Source organism: Paenibacillus sp. FSL K6-1558 (assembly GCF_038002565.1).
Classification (GTDB): domain Bacteria; phylum Bacillota; class Bacilli; order Paenibacillales; family Paenibacillaceae; genus Paenibacillus; species Paenibacillus polysaccharolyticus.
This window is the reverse complement of sequence record NZ_JBBOCV010000001.1, coordinates 6,262,119-6,280,896: the sequence shown is the minus strand read 5'-3', so window position 1 is coordinate 6,280,896 and position 18,778 is coordinate 6,262,119. Positions and strand designations below refer to the sequence as shown.

At 44.2% G+C, this 18,778-nt stretch carries 23 protein-coding genes; all 23 read right to left on the bottom strand.

All coding sequences use genetic code 11. The annotated features are described in order from the left end of the window. Positions 1–18: 18 nt before the first annotated feature. The 23 genes from flhB to flgB all read right to left on the bottom strand — a co-directional run bounded on the left by flhB (position 19) and on the right by flgB (position 17,924). On the bottom strand, positions 19–1,101 hold the full coding sequence (flhB, locus tag MHI38_RS27330; protein ID WP_154886360.1) for a flagellar biosynthesis protein FlhB: 1,083 nt from the start codon (positions 1,099–1,101) through the stop codon (positions 19–21). A 22-nt stretch (positions 1,102–1,123) separates the two neighbouring features. Next, entirely contained in the window at positions 1,124–1,912 is a 789-nt protein-coding gene (fliR, locus tag MHI38_RS27325; protein ID WP_154886361.1) for a flagellar biosynthetic protein FliR, read from the bottom strand. A gap of 10 nt (positions 1,913–1,922) precedes the next feature. Continuing rightward, positions 1,923–2,192: a flagellar biosynthesis protein FliQ gene (gene fliQ / locus MHI38_RS27320; RefSeq protein ID WP_154886362.1), complete on the bottom strand. Its 270-nt coding sequence runs from the start codon at positions 2,190–2,192 to the stop codon at positions 1,923–1,925. A gap of 25 nt (positions 2,193–2,217) precedes the next feature. Continuing rightward, the gene (gene fliP / locus MHI38_RS27315) at positions 2,218–2,973 is read right to left on the bottom strand and encodes a flagellar type III secretion system pore protein FliP (RefSeq protein WP_090923861.1); all 756 of its coding nucleotides are present in this window, start codon (positions 2,971–2,973) and stop codon (positions 2,218–2,220) included. Continuing rightward, positions 2,970–3,506 carry a flagellar biosynthetic protein FliO gene (locus tag MHI38_RS27310; protein ID WP_090923949.1) on the bottom strand — a complete coding sequence of 179 codons (537 nt, stop codon included), beginning with the start codon at positions 3,504–3,506 and terminating at the stop codon, positions 2,970–2,972. Before MHI38_RS27310 ends, fliP begins: the two co-directional genes overlap by 4 nt. Before the next feature lie 11 nt (positions 3,507–3,517). Then, positions 3,518–3,883 (bottom strand): response regulator, encoded by a 366-nt coding sequence (locus MHI38_RS27305; RefSeq protein ID WP_090923862.1) that lies wholly within the window; start codon positions 3,881–3,883, stop codon positions 3,518–3,520. A 28-nt stretch (positions 3,884–3,911) separates the two neighbouring features. Further along, positions 3,912–5,213 (bottom strand): flagellar motor switch phosphatase FliY, encoded by a 1,302-nt coding sequence (fliY, locus tag MHI38_RS27300; protein ID WP_154886364.1) that lies wholly within the window; start codon positions 5,211–5,213, stop codon positions 3,912–3,914. After that, on the bottom strand, positions 5,203–6,201 hold the full coding sequence (gene fliM / locus MHI38_RS27295) for a flagellar motor switch protein FliM (RefSeq protein WP_090923864.1): 999 nt from the start codon (positions 6,199–6,201) through the stop codon (positions 5,203–5,205). The genes fliY and fliM overlap by 11 nt, the downstream gene beginning before the upstream one ends. 39 nt (positions 6,202–6,240) lie before the next feature. Beyond that, entirely contained in the window at positions 6,241–6,699 is a 459-nt protein-coding gene (locus MHI38_RS27290) for a flagellar basal body-associated FliL family protein (protein ID WP_090923865.1), read from the bottom strand. Beyond that, entirely contained in the window at positions 6,699–6,920 is a 222-nt protein-coding gene (locus MHI38_RS27285; protein WP_056700597.1) for a flagellar FlbD family protein, read from the bottom strand. The genes MHI38_RS27290 and MHI38_RS27285 overlap by 1 nt, the downstream gene beginning before the upstream one ends. A gap of 66 nt (positions 6,921–6,986) precedes the next feature. Then, positions 6,987–7,805, bottom strand: a complete 819-nt coding sequence (flgG, locus tag MHI38_RS27280; RefSeq protein WP_090923866.1) for a flagellar basal body rod protein FlgG — start codon at positions 7,803–7,805, stop codon at positions 6,987–6,989. Between the two features lie 81 nt (positions 7,806–7,886). Beyond that, entirely contained in the window at positions 7,887–8,216 is a 330-nt protein-coding gene (locus MHI38_RS27275; RefSeq protein ID WP_373323208.1) for a TIGR02530 family flagellar biosynthesis protein, read from the bottom strand. A gap of 50 nt (positions 8,217–8,266) precedes the next feature. After that, positions 8,267–8,824: a flagellar hook capping FlgD N-terminal domain-containing protein gene (locus tag MHI38_RS27270; protein WP_154886368.1), complete on the bottom strand. Its 558-nt coding sequence runs from the start codon at positions 8,822–8,824 to the stop codon at positions 8,267–8,269. 19 nt (positions 8,825–8,843) lie between these two features. Beyond that, a complete protein-coding gene (locus tag MHI38_RS27265) occupies positions 8,844–10,307 on the bottom strand; it encodes a flagellar hook-length control protein FliK (RefSeq protein WP_154886370.1) in 1,464 nt (487 codons plus the stop codon). 37 nt (positions 10,308–10,344) lie between these two features. Continuing rightward, positions 10,345–11,283, bottom strand: coding sequence for a MotE family protein (locus MHI38_RS27260; RefSeq protein ID WP_154886372.1), 939 nt, complete (start codon positions 11,281–11,283; stop codon positions 10,345–10,347). A gap of 43 nt (positions 11,284–11,326) precedes the next feature. After that, positions 11,327–11,776 carry a flagellar export protein FliJ gene (gene fliJ, locus MHI38_RS27255; protein ID WP_154886374.1) on the bottom strand — a complete coding sequence of 150 codons (450 nt, stop codon included), beginning with the start codon at positions 11,774–11,776 and terminating at the stop codon, positions 11,327–11,329. A gap of 10 nt (positions 11,777–11,786) precedes the next feature. After that, positions 11,787–13,106, bottom strand: a complete 1,320-nt coding sequence (fliI, locus tag MHI38_RS27250) for a flagellar protein export ATPase FliI (protein ID WP_145329755.1) — start codon at positions 13,104–13,106, stop codon at positions 11,787–11,789. Continuing rightward, complete coding sequence (locus MHI38_RS27245; RefSeq protein WP_154886376.1) at positions 13,093–13,950, bottom strand: FliH/SctL family protein; 858 nt, start codon at positions 13,948–13,950, stop codon at positions 13,093–13,095. The genes fliI and MHI38_RS27245 overlap by 14 nt, the downstream gene beginning before the upstream one ends. After that, the gene (gene fliG / locus MHI38_RS27240; protein ID WP_090923874.1) at positions 13,943–14,959 is read right to left on the bottom strand and encodes a flagellar motor switch protein FliG; all 1,017 of its coding nucleotides are present in this window, start codon (positions 14,957–14,959) and stop codon (positions 13,943–13,945) included. The genes MHI38_RS27245 and fliG overlap by 8 nt, the downstream gene beginning before the upstream one ends. 11 nt (positions 14,960–14,970) lie before the next feature. Then, positions 14,971–16,557 carry a flagellar basal-body MS-ring/collar protein FliF gene (gene fliF, locus MHI38_RS27235; RefSeq protein WP_154886378.1) on the bottom strand — a complete coding sequence of 529 codons (1,587 nt, stop codon included), beginning with the start codon at positions 16,555–16,557 and terminating at the stop codon, positions 14,971–14,973. Between the two features lie 131 nt (positions 16,558–16,688). Continuing rightward, positions 16,689–17,003, bottom strand: coding sequence for a flagellar hook-basal body complex protein FliE (fliE, locus tag MHI38_RS27230; protein ID WP_090923875.1), 315 nt, complete (start codon positions 17,001–17,003; stop codon positions 16,689–16,691). 55 nt (positions 17,004–17,058) lie between these two features. Continuing rightward, the gene (gene flgC / locus MHI38_RS27225) at positions 17,059–17,511 is read right to left on the bottom strand and encodes a flagellar basal body rod protein FlgC (protein ID WP_090923876.1); all 453 of its coding nucleotides are present in this window, start codon (positions 17,509–17,511) and stop codon (positions 17,059–17,061) included. A gap of 5 nt (positions 17,512–17,516) precedes the next feature. Continuing rightward, positions 17,517–17,924, bottom strand: a complete 408-nt coding sequence (gene flgB / locus MHI38_RS27220) for a flagellar basal body rod protein FlgB (RefSeq protein ID WP_090923877.1) — start codon at positions 17,922–17,924, stop codon at positions 17,517–17,519. Positions 17,925–18,778: the final 854 nt, after the last annotated feature.

Genomic DNA, 18,778 nt, shown 5'->3' with positions numbered 1-18,778 from the left:
TACGGCCTCCGATCCCTGTTATTTCGTTCTGCCCTTAAGTTTATATACATAAGCCAGCACTTCGGCTACAGCTTGAAACAAATCGGCCGGTATAGCGTCACCAATCTCAGCTCTCTGGAACAATGCCCGTGCCAGTGGTTTGTTTTCCATCGTAATCACACCGTGTTCTTTGGCAATTTCTTTAATGCGCAGAGCGACATAATCCTGCCCTTTAGCAATAATTTGCGGAGCTTCCATCTCAGATCCCTCATACTTCAGTGCTACTGCAAAGTGTGTCGGGTTCGTGATGATGACATCAGCGTTCGGTACTTCCTGCATCATACGCTGCATAGCCATACGACGCTGACGCTCCCGGATTTTGCCTTTGATCAGCGGATCGCCTTCCATTTTCTTATACTCATCCTTGATATCTTGCTTCGACATCCTCAGTTTCTTTTCGTTATCATACTTTTGATAAATGTAATCAAATATGGCCAAAACCATCAGAGCGGCAGCAATCTTAACCCCGAGGCTCAAAGTAATCGAGGCCGCAAAGTGTAAAATTGCGTCAAGCGAGAAATGAGAAAGTGCAGCTATATCTGACTTATATTGAATAATAGTGCTGTATACCAAATACCCGATAATTGTCATTTTTAAGATTGACTTAGCGAATTCAACCAATGATCGTAATGAGAATATATTTTTGAAGCCTTTAATCGGATCTAACTTCTCAAGCTTTGGCTTCAATCCCTCACCGATCAGCAGAAATCCAACCTGCATATAATTCACAAGCAAGGCTACAAGATAAGCTACAATCAATACAGGCGCGAGTAACAACATAACTTCTATTCCATAACGCATCATCAAAGCCATAACATTTTCACTATTCACTTCCATGCTCAGCCTGTTCATGAAGATATCTGTGAACAATCGAACAATTCGCTCTTTGTAAAAATTACTAAAAGTCATGAGGATTAAAAACGTAAACAAGAGGATGGAAGCTCCAGAAATTTCTGCGCTCTTGACAACCTGCCCCTTTTTACGGGCATCACTTCTCTTCTTGGGAGTAGCTTTTTCCGTCTTCTCTCCGGAAAATAACTGGAGGTCGAGTTGAAGTTTCATGCGAGTCTTACCCTCCAATCCCTCATCCAGGTCTTTGCCCAATCGTACCCAGTAATTTCTCCATGGATCTAAATATGGCTTCAAATAATTGACTAAATATAAATCCAAAGCTAGGAACGAGCAAAAGCAAAATGGCCAATCCAACAAGTACTTTAAGCGGCATTCCGACAGCAAAAACGTTAAATTGTGGAGCTGTTTTGGCTAGAAACCCTAAGCCTACATCTGTCAAAAACAATGCTACAACAATTGGTGCTGCCATTTGGAAAGCCAACATAAATGATTGTCCTAAGGTGTTCACCAAAAACTCTGCTATACTTCCATCGGCTAGTCTGATATAAAATTGATTGGATAATGGAATCCAGCGGTAACTATAAACAATTCCATCTAGCAGGTAATGATGACCATTCATTGTCAGGAAGAGTAGCATGGCGAAAGCATATTTCAGGTTACCTGTGAGCGGTGCAGATGCACCAGTCATAGGGTCGTAAACATTAGCCATACCAAAACCAACCTGAAGATCAATAAACGTGCCCGCCGTCTGGACTGCCGTCATGAGAAGATAGGCTGTAAATCCCAGAAGCAGACCGATAAGGATTTCTCTGATAACCAGCAGAATGTAACTTACGTCGGTTGGAACAGTCTGATGAATACCAAAGCTCATGTACACTGTCAGCGTAACAAATGCAGATATTCCCACTTTAAACGAAGTGGGCACATTTCGAGCTGAAAATACAGGTGCAGTTACAAAAAATGAGGCAATTCGACAAAACATAAGCAGAGCGACAGGGAAACTTTGCAGCAATGTCTCCATCGGCTAAAGCCTACCCTATGTATCTGTATAAATTATCGAGTATGTTGAATGTGAAATCCATTAATATATTCAAGATCCAGGGCCCAAACAAAAGTACCGCCAGTAGTACTGCGACAATTTTAGGTACAAAAGCGAGCGTCTGCTCTTGAATCTGAGTCGTTGCTTGGAAAATACTAATCATAAGTCCTACAACCAGAGCTAGTATGAGCATAGGTGCACTGGCCAGCAATGACGTGTATACTGCTTTTCCGGCCAGACCGATAATAAACTCCGAAGTCATGACCGTCCTCCTTTAACTCTCCGGTTCAAGTATTAAAACTCAGCAACAGTGACTTGACTACCAGATACCACCCGTCCACCAGAACAAAGAGCAGTATTTTGAAAGGTAATGAGATCATGACCGGGGGAAGCATCATCATACCCATGGCCATGAGTGTACTCGCCACAACGATGTCGATCACCAGGAAAGGAATAAATATCATAAATCCCATCTGGAAAGCTGTTTTGAGCTCACTGATTGCATATGCCGGTACCATTACCGTGATTGGAATATCCTGATACGATTTCGGCTGTTCCGCCTGATTATATTTCATGAACAGCAAGATATCCTTCTCACGCGTATGAGTAAACATAAATTTCTTAATCGGATCTGCTGCCTTTTCCAGCGCCTCCGTTTGTGTCAAATCTCCTTTAAGATAAGGCTGTAATGCAACCTGATTAATAGAAGATAAAGTAGGAGACATGATGAAAAGTGTAAGAAAAAGGGCCAGACCGACCAATACCTGATTCGGAGGCATCTGCTGGGTTCCGAGTGAAGTTCGGACAAACCCAAGCACAATCACAATCCGAGTAAAACTGGTCATCAGTACCAGCAATGCCGGGGCTATGCTAAGCACCGTAATTAATAGAATAATAGATAATGAACTAGTACTTGGCGTGCTGCCATCACCGTTCCCAATCTGTATATCAATATTAGGAATCGGCTCGGCAAAAGCCACCGTAACGGATGCCAGGCTGATAAGTCCTACGAAACAACACGCTAACCAAATCTTTTTCTTCATGAATCCCTCGACCGATCTGTAGTATTGTCTTGATCCAGGAGCTTCTCCATCTTCTCTTTACGGTTTGGCATCTGCCGAAGTTTGGATTCAAACATCTCATGAAAAGAAGCAGTGTCCTCAATTTCCATTTCCCGAGGCGGTTCTTCTTTACGAAGACGTTTAGCGAGCTTGGCTATGATGGGTGGGAGGTTTCCTTGCTGTGAAACAGCATCCCGTTCAAAGGAATCCACAATTCTCTGTGCTTCTTCCAAATCCGAAACCTTATCCAGCAGCTGTATATTCTCGCCCACACCGATCAAATAAACGTTTCCGCCAATCTCTAAAATTTGCAGTGACTTGTTTTGTCCTAGTCCGACCCCGCCCAAAATGCGAATGGTTCCGCTTCGAAACCATTGCTGATTTCGTTTGTTCAAGAATCGAATCAGGTAGACAATAAGAACCAGGATGACGGCCAGGACAACAATCACCCATACTAGCTGTAGATAATAATTGATTCCTGCGCCAGCTGGTTCTGGAGTACCCCCCTGAGCCATCAACATGCTTCTTAAGCTCCCAGTGTTTTGCTGATTGCTTCGATAACCCGATCAGATTGGAAAGGTTTAACGATAAAATCTTTGGCTCCAGCTTGAATGGCATCAATAACCATCGCTTGTTGGCCCATTGCAGAACACATAATTACTTTTGCATTTGCATCAATTTTTTTAATTTCTTTCAGAGCAGCAATACCATCCATCTCAGGCATTGTAATATCCATTGTAATCAGATCCGGACGAAGTTCCTTGAACTTCTCAACGGCTTGTGCACCATCTGGTGCTTCTCCTACGACTTCGTACCCATTTTTGGACAAAATGTCCCGGATCATCATTCTCATAAATGCAGCGTCGTCTACGACTAAAATTCGATTTGCCATGTTGGTTCAAATCCTCCCTGAATTGTGCTTATTGTAATTTCTGAATACGGTCCCATTGGCTTAGAATATCTATAACACGAACACCAAAGTTTTCGTCAATGACAACAACTTCACCCTTGGCGATCAGTTTGTTATTGACCAAAATATCGACAGGTTCACCAGCCAACTTATCTAGTTCGACAATCGAACCTTGTGATAATTCCAATATATCTTTAATTTGCTTTTGGGTCCTTCCTAATTCTACGGTGACCTTAAGGGGAATGTCCATCAATAAATTCAAATTGTTCTCGTCTACATTAGCAAAAGCGCCATTTTGCAAATTGGCGAATTGAACAGGCTGTACATTCACATTCCTATTTGGCGCAGCACCATAGTGTTGAGGCTCACCATAAGCTGGCTGTGGTGGCATATGATGTGGTTGTTGCGGTGGCATACCATATGGTTGCTGCGGTGGCATACCTTGAGGCATTCCCATCGGAGCTTGGCCATATCCACTATAGTCCTGAACAGGCTGCTGTGGAACCTGTGGAGGCATCTGTTGCTGAGCCGGCGGCTGTTCCATAACCGGTGGTGGCGTTGGTGGTGCCACTGGCGTCGGAGCAGGCTCGGGTGTTGAAGCTACAGGAGCACTGGAGGTCGACTCTTGAGCACCTCCAATTAACATATCCACCATGTTTTTCGCAAAATGTACAGGAAGCAACTGCATCAAATTCGAATCAATCAGATCCCCTACTAACAGACGGAACGAAACTTGAATGAGTGTTTCATCGGGTGGTAGATTGGTCACACCCTCGCCGCTTTCCAAGTTGAGAATATCAATCCCTGGAGGAGAAATATTAACAAACCGGTTGAAGATGGTCGACATAGATGTGGCAGAAGACCCCATCATTTGGTTCATCGCTTCCTGTACCGCGCTAATGTGAATTTCGTTCAATTCTTCGTCGGCCGGATTTCCCTCACCGCCCAGCATTAAATCAGCGATAATTTGCGCATCTCTCTTTTTGATAACCAGTGAGTTAATGCCCTCGAATCCATCCACATAGTTCACATGAACGGCAACATGTGGTTTAGGAAATGCTTCTTCGAACTGTGTTCGGCTAATAATTGATACTTTAGGTGTTGTAATATCCACTTTAAGGCCTAATAGTGTGGACAACGCAGTCGCAGCACTGCCAAAAGTGATGTTACCAATCTCCCCCAAGGCATCCTGTTCCAGCTCCGTCAGAAAATCATCAACCGTTTTCTCAGCGGGTTCAGAACTCGAGATGGATTCCGATTGCCGAAGCAAAGCGTCGATCTCTTCCTGGGATAAATAATCCTTACTCGTCAAATTCTTCAACTCCTTCGGTGACAATTTGATCTATTTGCACAGCCACACGGTCCTTAATCGTTCCCGGACTGCCAATATACTTCAGTCTGTCACCAACTTTAATGGAAAGCCCCTCTTCCACCGGTTTATTCAGCGTAATGACATCGCCAACCGATAATCCTAAAAACTCGGCTATCGAAATTCTGGATTCACCAAGTTCGGCTACAACAGGTAATTTGGCTTTGTTTACACGTGATCTCAGCGCTTCGTATTCTTCCGGAGCTCTCGTTTTCTTCTCTGAAACAAACCACTGATGTGTTGATAACCGGGACATAATAGGCTCAAGAACGACATGCGGTATACACAAATTGATCATGCCTGTGGTATCGCCGATTTTGGTACTTAGCGAGATCAAGGCAATGGTCTCATTGGGAGATACAATCTGCATAAACTGAGGATTCGTCTCCAGCGCTTCCATTCTAGGCGAGATATCCAGTACCGTCTTCCAGGCTTCCTGCAAACTTTCGAAGGCTCGGCTGAATATCCGTTCCATAATCGTCGTTTCAATTTCTGTCATGCTTGCAATTTTGGTCGGAGCACTGCCTGTACCACCTAGCAGACGATCCAGCATCGCATATCCCACATTCGGGTGAACCTCCATGACCATTCGTCCCTGTAATGGCTCTGCTTCGAAAATGTTCAAAATTGTCATCTTGGGAATAGAACGGATAAACTCGTCATAAGGCAACTGTTCTACCTGCACAACATTGATCTGAACGAACGTCCGCAGCTGAGCCGAAAAATAAGTGGTGAGAAAACGAGCAAAGTTTTCATGAATACGCGTCAGACTTCGAATGTGATCCTTGGAGAAACGCACTGCCCGTTTAAAATCGTAAGACCTGATTTTCTTCTGAGTTTCTTCCTTTTTCAATTCCTCGGCGTCCATTTCGCCTGAAGAAAGGGCTGCTAATAGGGCGTCAATCTCGTTTTGTGATAATACATCCACCATGTTCTCACCCCCTTACAGGTCTACAGCTTGTTCTATTCATTACATTGGCGCTATAACAATGTCTGAAACACTTGTGCTTTTCAAGTTCGGCTCAGGCAATGCCTCATTAATTAGCCCCGTTAGTTTCTCATTGAATTGTTTCATACCTTTTGCCGAACTCAGTGCCTCAGCCTTGGTATCCGCAAGCGTCTCAATAATGATTGGCTTAACCGTAATACTTTTAATTTTCTCAAAGTCTTCTTTAGCTTTCTTATCCGACAACTTGAAAGAGAAACTAACCATAATAATACGATCTGCATCAGCCAAATTGGTCTTAATCTGTCCCAGCTCGGATGAAACCTCTACAATTTCATCTGCTGTCAGCTTTTTTTCTTCAGCAGCTGCCGCTGTATGTGTATTGTCGTTCTTGTTTTGACTTTGCATAAATACAAAAACTACGACCACAATGAGTGTGATTGCAAGCAACGTTGTTGCAATCCAGGGCATCATCTTTTTCATCAGGACTCCTCCGTTTGCTGCACTTTAATCGTGGCTGCCTGAACTCCAATTTCACGGTTGTATTCTTTGATTTTGGAAATCACTTCATCGGCCTTTTCAAGCACGATTAATCTTTTTCCCGTTACCAGAGTAATATACGTGTCCGGCGTCTCTTCCACGATTTCGACCATCAGCGCATTTAACCACATGGGAGAACCATTTAACCGCGTAACTGAAATCATGTCAAGCCCCCTCAATCATAGTGGAGGAGCAAGCTCCCCCACCATTTCAAAATCACTAATCAGTTATTATCGTTTCAGGTTAACGACCTCTTGAAGAATTTCGTCTGATGTTGTAATGATCCGGGAGTTCGCTTGGAAGCCACGCTGTGACACAATCATCTCGGTAAACTCATTCGTCAAATCAACATTGGACATTTCGAGCTGACCAGCAATGATAGCCCCTGTACCGTCTTCTGCACTATTTGCTGTAACTGGATCAAGTACCCCATCCGGATTGGCATTCGCCGTCATACGATACAAGTTGCCCCCAATTTTCTCTAGACCTGAAGGGTTAACAACTTTACCAATCCCCAGCTGCGCTCCGGCTTGAACCGTTCCATCAGCCATCGTCTGATTGATGAAACCATCCTGACCGATTGTGAATGAAACTACATCATCCTCAAGAGTAATGTTGGCACCACCATTATCCAATACGAACAAGCCATCAGAAGTTACCAGGTTCCGGGCAGCATCAACATGGAAATCACCCGCACGAGTCAAGTAAGGTACCGTTTGCGCATCACTCAAGCGTACCAGAAAAAATCCATCTCCATTAATTCGAAGGTCAGTAGGATTATTGGTGGTCATCGGGCTACCAGCCAAATGCATTGTGTCAATCGACCCTACTGAAACACCTAGACCTATTTGCTGTGCATTGACACCACCAGAAGGTGCATCCGTTGGAGCCGTTACCCCTTTAGTCGTTTGGCTCATAATGTCTTTGAACATCACTCGGCTTCCTTTAAATCCAACCGTGTTTACGTTCGCGATATTGTTACCAATGACATCGAGTTTGGTTTGAAAACCCCTCATCCCGGAAACGCCTGAGTACATCGATTTCAACATTTTACAAAATCCTCCCAGCCTTAAATTGGTTGCCGCATCAGTCGGTCAGCGGCATTCCGGCTCCCGAGAAGGGCCAGCCGGCTATGAAATAATTACAGCACTATCGATTTGAGTAAAGACATTGTCTTTCATACTTTCACTATCCATTGCTGTAACGACAGTACGATTTTTGACATTGACGATAAAAGCCATATCCTGCATCAAAATGAGTGACTCTTTTGCCCCTTTGGCAGCAGCCTTGTCCAGTGCAGAACCAATTTGTTTCATTTGTTCGGTTTTCAACTCGATACCACGTTGTTCTAATCGTTTAGCTGCATGATTGCTGAGTTTTAAAAGGTTATCTTCCAGTACTTGAGCAAAGGGTTTAGACGGTGCACCAGATGCGTCTCCCGTTTGAGGTTTGCGAAGCATATTTGGAGTAACAGGACCCGTATATAACTGTCCAACGGTTATACGGTCACTCATATGCTCTGCTCTCGATCTTCAGGTTCACTCGTCCCGGCATTCACATCAGACGGGTTACTACCATTAGTATTTGTAGCATCACTTTGAACGTTCTGGGAAGCTGACTTCGTTTCCTCAGCTTGCTTGGCACGATTCACCTGAATGATTTCATCCAGTTTAATTTCGTCGTTGCCCACCTTCGCATACTGAACGCCGTCTCGCACAATGATTGAATCTACAGTACCCTGACGAAGCGTACCACTGTCTGTTTTATCAGAAGAAAGCCAACTGATTTCCATACCGATCATACCCGATACCGCTCCAAGTGACTGATTTAACGTTTTAAGCTGCGTAGAGATGTTAACCAGTTGCTCCACTGAGCTAAATTGCGCCATTTGAGCGATAAACTCTTTATCTTCCATCGGCTGCATCGGATCCTGATTCTGCAACTGCGTGATCAAAATTTTCAGAAATTGATCCTTACCAAGTTCTTTCGTTGCAGCACTTGTTGTGGCTCTATTTGCAGCCGCGTAATTAGGCCAAGTATTATTAGTAGAAACAATTTCATTTGCCATATATTCACCTCATCCCTGTTTAAGCCTCTGCAGTAAATGACTCTCTCTGAATTTCGCTACCTTCCACCTGCTCGCTACGCCAGTTGCGCAACTCTTCCTGCAGCCCCGCGGCTGTCACAGCTTCATCGGTATGCTCCCCACGCTCACGGGAACGTTTTTGTTGCTGAGATTGATTTCCTTGTTGACGTCCGCCATCCTGATACATTTCAGATCCGAGCGAACTGTTCTGAGTGACCTCGAGCCGTTCCACCTGAATGCCCTGAGACTGTAACGAGGAACGTAACTGCATCATCTGTTGTTCAAGCATGTCTTTCGCCATGACATGTTCAGTCATGAACCTGGCAACCAATTGTCCGTTTTGCAACGTAATCTGTACATCCAATTTTCCCAAATGTTCAGGGCGGAGAGAGATTGTGGCTTCAGAAAATCCTTTTTGATTCACGATATCCAGCTTGCTAACCACGAATTGCGTCATTTCTTTGGCAAAATTCGTTGCTTGCATGACAGGCTCAGCGGGTTTGCTCACGACTGTACCTGAGCTTCGCAAGGATAACTCGCCAGCTGTTACAATGTTTGAATGATGGATTGCAGGTTGCGCATCGGCAACGGGTGTTGAGTCATTTTTAACCGTCACTGTTGTTGCTTTAGATTCTGTTTGAACTGTTGCTGATGCAGTCGTCTGAGGTGTTATCCCATCTGTTTTGGATGCTGTAGTCGGAGCACCGTTAGGTGTTTGAACAGCTGCATCCTTTATTGCTGAGAATGTATTCAGTATCGATTTGAGTTCAGACCAACCCTTTTTCCCATCCGTTTCGACTCCAGCTTCCTTCAACTGACTCTGCAACTGCTGAAGTAAGTGTTGGAATTCGGGAGCACTCTTGACTACATTAGGACCTGGTTTAAGAACTTCCGTTGCCAATTGTGTCAGCACATCCTGTAATACAAAACGGACTGCAGCTGGATGCTGAGACAGTTCAACAGCAGATGCAGATGTAGGAGCTTGATCTAAATTAGAACCAACCTCACTTAGTGAAGCTTGCTGATTTCCATCTGAATTTTTATTTAATAATGCGTACAATTGCTGGATCAACGATTGAAGACCTGCAAGCAAGGCCGGATCATTTTCCAGAGCTTTGTCTAACGTATCCAGATCACCAAATAATTTTTCAAGCATTTCCATCAAACCTGACGAATCCGTACCAACTAATAGTGAACTTAACGCGTCCGTTACAGATGTGTTATTTTCTTCATTTTCTGAGGCAAAAGTAAACATCAACGGAGCAGACGTCTTTGTTGTTACTGCACCATTCGTTCCATCAGTACCCTCACCAGTTCCGCTTCCCCCAGCCAATGACTGTGCCAGCGTCTGCAAGAACTCAGCTCCAGTTCCTGTAACCGAACCTTTAGACTGCGCTGTTGATGACTGTGTTGAACCAGAAGTTTTGGAAGAAGCCCCAGCGTTCATTTGATATACGAGTGACATTTTTTCACCTCCCCTCCATGCATTAAGAATAGAGTTGTTACTTATTGCCCATTAGCCGATTCAACACTTTGGCTGTCTCAACCGAATCTTCTTTAGACATGTTCTCAAGCAACTGGGATCGTGTTGCATCATTAACTGAATTGAGTATGGTCAGTGTTTTATCCGGACTAATTTTATAGGTTTCGAGCAATAGTTTGGCTCCGCTTGACGCAGACATCGAAGCAAAGGTCTGGCTTAACTGATTTTTATCCAAATTTTTACTATTAGTTCCTGTTGTCGTGGTCGTTGCTGCTGTTTCCTTTTTCAATCGGGACTGCAGGGCATCCAAGGCAAGATCGCCTGAAGGCTTCGCATCCTTCATCAGCATGGTCACATCCGCTGCAGTCTTCGGATCCATCTTTTCCAGCACCTTCGTCCGGGCAGTCGACTGCATCGCGCTCAACATAAGCACCATTTCTTCATTCGTCATATTTTGCAAAATCGGAGCGGCTTTACTTGGGCTCATATCAGCGTACATTTTAGCCAGACTTTTAATCTGCTTCTGATAATCACTTTCGGTTTCCGGTTCAGAAGCTGCAGCTGTTTCAGTAGCCTTATTTGCATCATCCAATTTCTTTTGCAAATCAGCTGTTTTCTGCGTCTCCGCAGTAGCCGCATCTTTGGCCGCTTTCAGTTCTGCTTCTTTCGCTGTGACCTGAGATTTTAGCTTTTCAATCGTTGCTTCCGCACTTTCAACCTGCTTTTCGCTCTTTTCCAACTTCTCCTTCTCCGGATCAAGCACCGGATCAGGTACCCAATTCTTGACTACAGGAATTTTTTTGGCAAGTTCGAGCGCGTTATTTCGAATATCTACATTAAATAGAGTAAGTAGTACACCTAAGAGTACAACCGTGAATACAATCGGGATCGAAATCATGAGAAACTTTTCCCATCCACTCCCGGACTCTTTTTCGATATCAGTGTCTTTTACAGCCACCGTTCATTCCTCCTTCACGAGACAACTTCGCATCCGGCTCACATCAGTTCGCGCGGGCTTTGGCGGCGAAGCGTACAGTAGCCATCTCGTCCAGATCGTTCTGTTCCCGGAGGAGCATCTCCTGCTGAAATCTGCCTTTAGCCTTATCTCTCGCTCCAAGCCACACTTTTTCGTCAACTACTTTACCATTCAGAAAGCTCTGATTCCGCTGCACATTGACCTGAGCATTCTCCACATCACTGTTCTTACGCGATATACATTCGTCAAGGTGATATGCATATCGCTGCATTTCCTGCAAACTGGATACGGAAGCACAATTTTCAGTTGCCGCTTGAATAATGTTCATCAGATTATTTCGATCATTAATCAATTGCAACAAATGCTCTTCTTCCGTCTGAAGTTTACCGATCGCTGTGGATAACATCCATTCTGCCTGTGTCTTCTCATTGCTTTTCAGGTCAACAACCTTCTGGAAATGATATCGAAATTTCATCGTTTACCCTTCATCTCCTTGCGAATTCAAGAATCAAACGCTCCTGTACTTCACTTAACGTTACCTTTTCATCAACTTTTTGCTTCGTAAAATCCCAGATATGATCAATCTGATCCATCGCTTCATCTATAGCTGCATTTGATCCCCGTTGATACGCACCGATGTTAATCAAATCTTCGGACTCTTTGTACACTGCCATCAGACGTTTCATATTGTTAACCGCATCAATCTGCTCTTCAGGAGCGATGTCCTTCATGACACGGCTGATACTTGCAAGCACATCAATCGCGGGAAAATGACCTTTATTCGCTATCGCACGGTTCAACACGATGTGACCATCCAATATTCCTCGGACTGCGTCTGCAATTGGTTCATTCATGTCATCCCCATCGACGAGAACTGTATAGAAGGCTGTTATCGAGCCAGTGGGACCTGTTCCTGCACGTTCCAACAGTTTCGGTAGACTTGCAAAAACGGAAGGTGTATAACCTCTCATCGCCGGCGGTTCTCCTACTGCCAAACCGACTTCCCTTTGCGCCATGGCGTAACGGGTCACCGAATCCATCATTAACATCACGTTCATGCCTCGATCTCTGAAATACTCCGCAATCGTCGTTGCTATGACAGCACCCTTGATTCGGATCAGAGCAGGTTGATCTGATGTTGCCACGATGACGACAGACCGTTCCAGGCCTTCCGGACCAAGATCCCGTTCGATAAAGTCACGAACCTCCCGTCCACGCTCACCTACCAGTGCAATCACGTTCACATCCGCAGCGGTATTCCTAGCGATCATGCCCATCAATGTACTTTTTCCGACACCTGAACCGGCAAATATACCCACACGCTGTCCTTTGCCTACAGTGAGCAAGCCATCAATTGCCCTCACGCCTACACTCATCGTTTCAAGAACACGCGGTCTATCCATAGGGTTAACAGGGGTATTGGAAGTAGAGTACATCGGCATTCGGGATGGTAACAATGAACCGTCAAGCGGCTGTCCCAGTCCGTCCAACACTTTACCAAGCAATTCAGAGCCTACTTGTACTCCTAAAGGTTTACCGGTTCCGACCACGTCACAACCCGGACCAATGGATTGAAGTTCTCCAAGCGGCATAAGCAACACCTTGTTATCCCGAAACCCCACAACTTCAGCCTGTAGCGGCTTAGCTGATTTACCAGGATAGATGTAACATACGTCGCCAATGCTGGCATCCGGTCCTTCTGATTCCACCATAAGCCCAATGACCTGGGTTACTTTTCCATTTATACGCACAGGATCAAACTGCCGCAGATGCTCCATATAACGCTGTGAACTAAGAACCTTCATGTTGATTTCTTCGCTCCTCATCCTCAAGTGCTATGCGGATCAGTTCCTTTTTGATCTCGGCAAGCTGTGTATCAATTCTTGCATCAACACTTCCAAATGAAGAACGGATAACACAGCCCTTATCTTTAACCGTAGCATCAGGCAAAATCTGTAACTCTGCCTGCGAATCAATGGAAAGAGCAAGTTCCTCCCTTGAAGCTTGTACAAAAGAAAACTGCTCAGGCGCCACGCAGAGCGCGATCTGTCCTTGCTCCCTTTTTCTGGACAAACTCTGACGTATCAGCTCAATTGTTTGTTCAGGCTCTACCGTAAGTTGCTTATCTATCACTTTCTCCGCAATGCCACAAGCAAGTTCAACAAGAAACGGCTCGGCTTCCTGAATAATCTGTTCTTTGGCAACATACGCTTCCTGAAGCACCCCTTGTGCTTCTTTCATCATCTCTTCGATCTTCACCTGGAGATCCAGTTCAGCTTGTGCTCGTCCCTCTTCAAACCCTTGCTGAAAACCTTGAGCGCGGAGAGCTTCTGTCAGATGTTCATCCTGCTCTCGTTGCTCCTGCCACCAGCGTTCAATCTGTTCCTGGGCTTCCTGAAGCATTCGCTCCGCCTCTTCCGAAGCATCACGCACCTGCTTTTCCGCAAACTCCTTGGCATCTTCCAGCATCTCAGCAGTAAGACGTTCTGTCTCTTCATCGACTCGTGCCTGAAGCACTTCCGATTCAGAAACTGCTGCACCGTCCTCTTCCAATCCAGTCTCATCTTCACCGCCATAATAGTGATGATTTTCGAGCCTTTTATGGTCTTCTAACGGTACATACTGGAAAGATTTAATCAAATTAGACAATGATATCATCTCCTCCACCACGTGCGATAATGATCTCGCCAGCTTCTTCCAGTCTGCGGATCGTACCTACGATACGTGTCTGAGCTTCCTCCACATCACGTAGCCGCACAGGGCCCATGAACTCCATCTCTTCCTTGAATGTTTCGGACATCCGTTTCGACATATTACGGAATACAGCTTCACGCACTTCTTCGCTTGCGACTTTGAGTGCAAGTTGCAGGTCGGCATTGTCGATATCCCGAATAATACGTTGAATGGAGCGATCGTCCACATTGACAATGTCTTCGAAAACAAACATCCGTTTTTTGATCTCTTCTGCAAGTTCCGGATCCTGAATCTCAAGGGAGTCCAAAATCGTACGTTCCGTCCCCCGATCGACACCATTCAAAATCTGAACGATGGATTCGATACCGCCTGCATTTGTGTAATCCTGCGTCACTGTAGAAGACAACTTTTGTTCCAGCACACGTTCCACCTGTGAAATAACTTCTGGTGAAGTGCTGTCCATCACAGCTACTCGACGAGCAACATCTGCTTGCTTCTCCTGAGGGAGAGAGGACAGAATGGCCGCCGCTTGCTCAAATTGCAGATAAGAAAGTACAAGCGCAATCGTTTGCGGACTTTCATTCTGAATAAAGTTCAGAATCTGATTCGGATCAGCTTTACGTGCGAAGTCAAAAGGTCTGACTTGTAGCGTAGCTGTCAAACGATTAATAACTTCAAGCGCTTTGGAGGAGCCGAGTGCTTTCTCCAAAATTTCCTTTGCATAGGTAATACCGCCCTGAGAGATATACTCCTGTGCCAAACAAATCTGATGAAACTCGGACATAATCATGTCCTTTTCGGATGCATCAACCTTACGTACGTTGGCAATTTCCAACGTAAGCTGCTCAATCTCCTCATCACGGAGATGTTTAAAAATCTGAGCAGACACTTCCGGACCTAATGTAATTAATAATATTGCTGCTTTTTGTCTGCCAGTTAATCCGGCATTGCCTGCCTTTGCCAATGCGTTCACCTCTATTCGTCAGCCAGCCACGTACGCAGCAGATTGACGAATTCGTCCGGCTTTTTCTTGGCCAAACTCTCCAATTGTTTGCGCACCTGACTTTCGTTCGTCACACTGTCCAATGTTATGGACGGGAACTCTGTTGCTACTGGAAGCGGGATTTCTTCCTCTTCTTGGATCTCATTTTGTTTACGACGACGACGTACTAACAAGATCACTACCGCAGCGATCAGGACCGCAATAAGTGCTCCGCCACCCCACATCATTGCAGGTGTCAACTGGAAGCCCGTATTGGCATCTGCAGCTGTTGCAAAGCCCTGTGACATGACTGATACTTTTTTCGTCAGGTCTGCGTCAGTTATTGTTGTGCCTGAGTCTGCCAATGACGCGCGAACGATATTAACTAGAATATTTTCGATCGCATCTCGAACAGGCTGTTGCAATTCGTTTTGCCCTGCGGGTGGTTCAACCGCCACGTTGATGGTTAAATCTTTTACAGTATATGGGCTTGAAATGATATCTTTGGCAATTCGATTCACTTCATAATTTATCGTGCTTGATGATTCTTCCGAATTCGCATTGCTATTGGAATCAGAAGAAGGATACCCTGGAACGTCCTGTTGGCCGGTTCCTGCTACACCACCTGTCGGAGTTCCCCCACCAGTGTAGCTCTTCTGAATTTGCTGTACACTGATCTCGATCCCCTTCATGTTCTCTTGATCAACAGGTGTAACGAGATTTTCTTTGCTTGTCACTTTATCGAAATTCAGTTTGGAGGCCACCAAAACGTTGACCTTATCCTCACCTACAATTTGAGAGAGGAATTGCTTCACGTTGTTTCGCACGTCACTCTCAAACTTTTTCTGTAACGCCATGTTCTCCTGCACTTCAGATGACAAGCCACCACTGCCACCGCGAGCGGTTGGAACGAGTTCAGCCTCATCCGTGTTCGTGATGGTGATGTTCTCGATGGGCAGGTTCGGAACAGCTGTTTTAACCAAATTAAAGTATCCATCTACAGCTGCCTGATTCGGGTGATACCCCGGTTTAAATTGCAATGCTACGGAAGCCGAAGCTTTGTCCTGTTCTTCCAAACCTGCAAAGATATTATCTTTTGGCATGTTAACAAGGACTTTGGCATCCTGAATGCCCTGCATACGCTGGAGTAGCTTTTCAACTTCTCCGTTTAATGCATTGTTGTATTTCACATCAAACTCTTTATCTGTCATACCGATTGGTGATGATGAGCTTTCAAACGCTTTATAACCAAGGGAACCATTTTGTATGATGCCTTGAGATCCGATATTCACTTTGGTCAGCGCTACATCTGTACTGGGTACAGAAATACTTTTTCCGTCCGCGCTAAGTTTATATGGGATATTAGATGAGTTCAGATAATTGATGACACCAGCTGAATCACTTGCATTTAAATCTGTGAACGCCACTTCATATTCTGTCTTGGATAACTGCATCGTGAGAACCACTGCTGCCAAAATCAGAAATAAGAAGGTTGAAATAAATAATGTTTTCTGCTTTTTGCTAAAGCTATTCCAGTACTGTGATGCCTTGTCCCTGTACTGGGCAATTCTCTCATTCACTCTGTCACCCCATCCGAAACTTTGCTTAGTCTGTCCTGACAAAAGCTTGAGCGTTCTCCTAGCTTTGATCAGGAGCAGTATCGCAGCTGCTTGTCGTAATGATCAGCGCTACTGTTTGCGCAAATGAACTCTTATAGTTGTGTGCGCATAACCTCTTGATATGCCTCAACCACTTTGTTACGTACTTGAGTGGTAAGTTGCAGACTAAGCAGGGCTTGTTCGGAAGCAATCAACACCTGATCTACATTCGCTTTACCTACCAAAAATTGATTTGACATTTCATGAGCCTGGGTTTCCTGTGCGGCTACAGAGCCCAGTGCATTTTGTAAGTATGTACCGAAGCTCTGAATGCTTTCGGCCGGTGTAGAAGATTTATTTTCAGTTCCTACACTTTTCATTTGCAACGGCTGAACTCCCTGAGCGTTAAACATATTGTTCTGAATCATAAATGTCCCTCCCTTTTATCTCTTCTTTTCAGTTCGTTGTCGAAGAATGCAACAGTTAACCTTTTCCAATTTCTAACGCTTTAGAAATCATCGCTTTGGTTGAATTCAGTGCAGTAACGTTAGCCTCATAAGAACGTGAAGCCGAGATCATATCGACCATTTCTTTTGCAATATCCACATTAGGCATGAACACATACCCTTCTGCGTTTGCATCTGGATGAGTCGGGTCATAAACCGGTTTGAATGGCGACTGATCTTCCCGAATCTCGGTTACCCTTACACCATCACCTGAACCTCCACCACGCATCTGGTTTTGTAACATCGTGCTGAAGGATGTTTTATTCGGTTCAAGCACTACCATTTTCCGCTTATATGGAACTGCGACCCCATTCGACATGCTCGCGCGCGTGGTTTCAGCATTTGCTATATTGGAAGAAATGACGTCCATACGCAAACGTTGAGCTGTAAGAGCCGAAGCACTGATTCCAAAACTGTTGCTAATGTTCAACGCGGTTATCTCCCTTCTACGCCTACTCGCATCATTTTAATTTGTTCGTTCACTTGCTGGATATAAGCGTTGTAACGCAATTGATTATCCGCCAGAAGACTCATCTCTCGATCAATATCCACATTATTCTGGTTGTTATTCATGGAAGTGGACTGGTCCATATTAACTACTGGTGTTGGTACTAAAGAGGAAGGACCTATGACAAAATGCCTTGGATCCGTTACTTTCCCTTTAAGAACAGGTAAATCACCGCTCATCTGATCCTGTAACATTTCTTCAAAAGAAACGTCTGATCGCTTGAAATACGGGGTATCGGCGTTCGCTACGTTATCAGCTATCGTTCGTTGTCGCATGTTCGACGCATCGAGCGCACCTTGTAATCTTTTAAAGCTAATATCGTTTAAAAGATTCACAACATCCCTCCTCTCATTAGTATATATGGAAAAAGATTGAATCTTTTCACGCGAAACTGCTGTTGTTTTTTCGACAAAAACATTCGTGTTTACACGGTTTTCTAGGACTTAAGTAGAATTAACTCTGATGTTGTCGTATAACATAAGTTTCTTCGAGTTTGGGATATATTACAATAAGAAAAAAGCCCTATCTTTTCTTAAAGAGAGGGCTTTTTGTGTATTTTCTGCAAAATATGATTTTTTTCGTAAATATTCAGTCCCAAATCAAAAATGTGTTAACAATCTTGAGGCATGCCCTTAAACATTCTTAAAATAAAACTCATTCTTTCAGCCTGTATTTCAGTCTGAGCACCTTTAAATGTACCTTTCCACAAAAGGATTTCAATTTGTTAAGTTTAGCATTTTTTACCGTCATATTAGGGTTTTAAGCTTATATTACACTGTATTTTTATGTAGCCAACTCTACTTTATTTCACATTTTATGTATGAAAATTCATTGGAACTATCATTTCTGACGCAACACTTTCTTAACAATTGTATAGGTCACTACTATTTTATATTTAGAAAACAATTGATGCCTTCTCCATTTTCCACAAAACGACGTTTTGCACATTTGCGCAAAATATTCCGGTTTATTCGCTTAGCACCAGATAACATTTAAATAATTAAAATTCTTTTAATGGAAATACATGGTTGCATAAAAATAGGAATACCAACTAATCCGCTACCCTTTATACAGTTATCCATGCGGCCCAAGTCCTAGTTTCTAACATAAATGATCGCCACCTCTCTATTATCGGTCCAATCATCAGAAAAGGTTAGACCATAATATAAATAAGGATATGTATCCATAA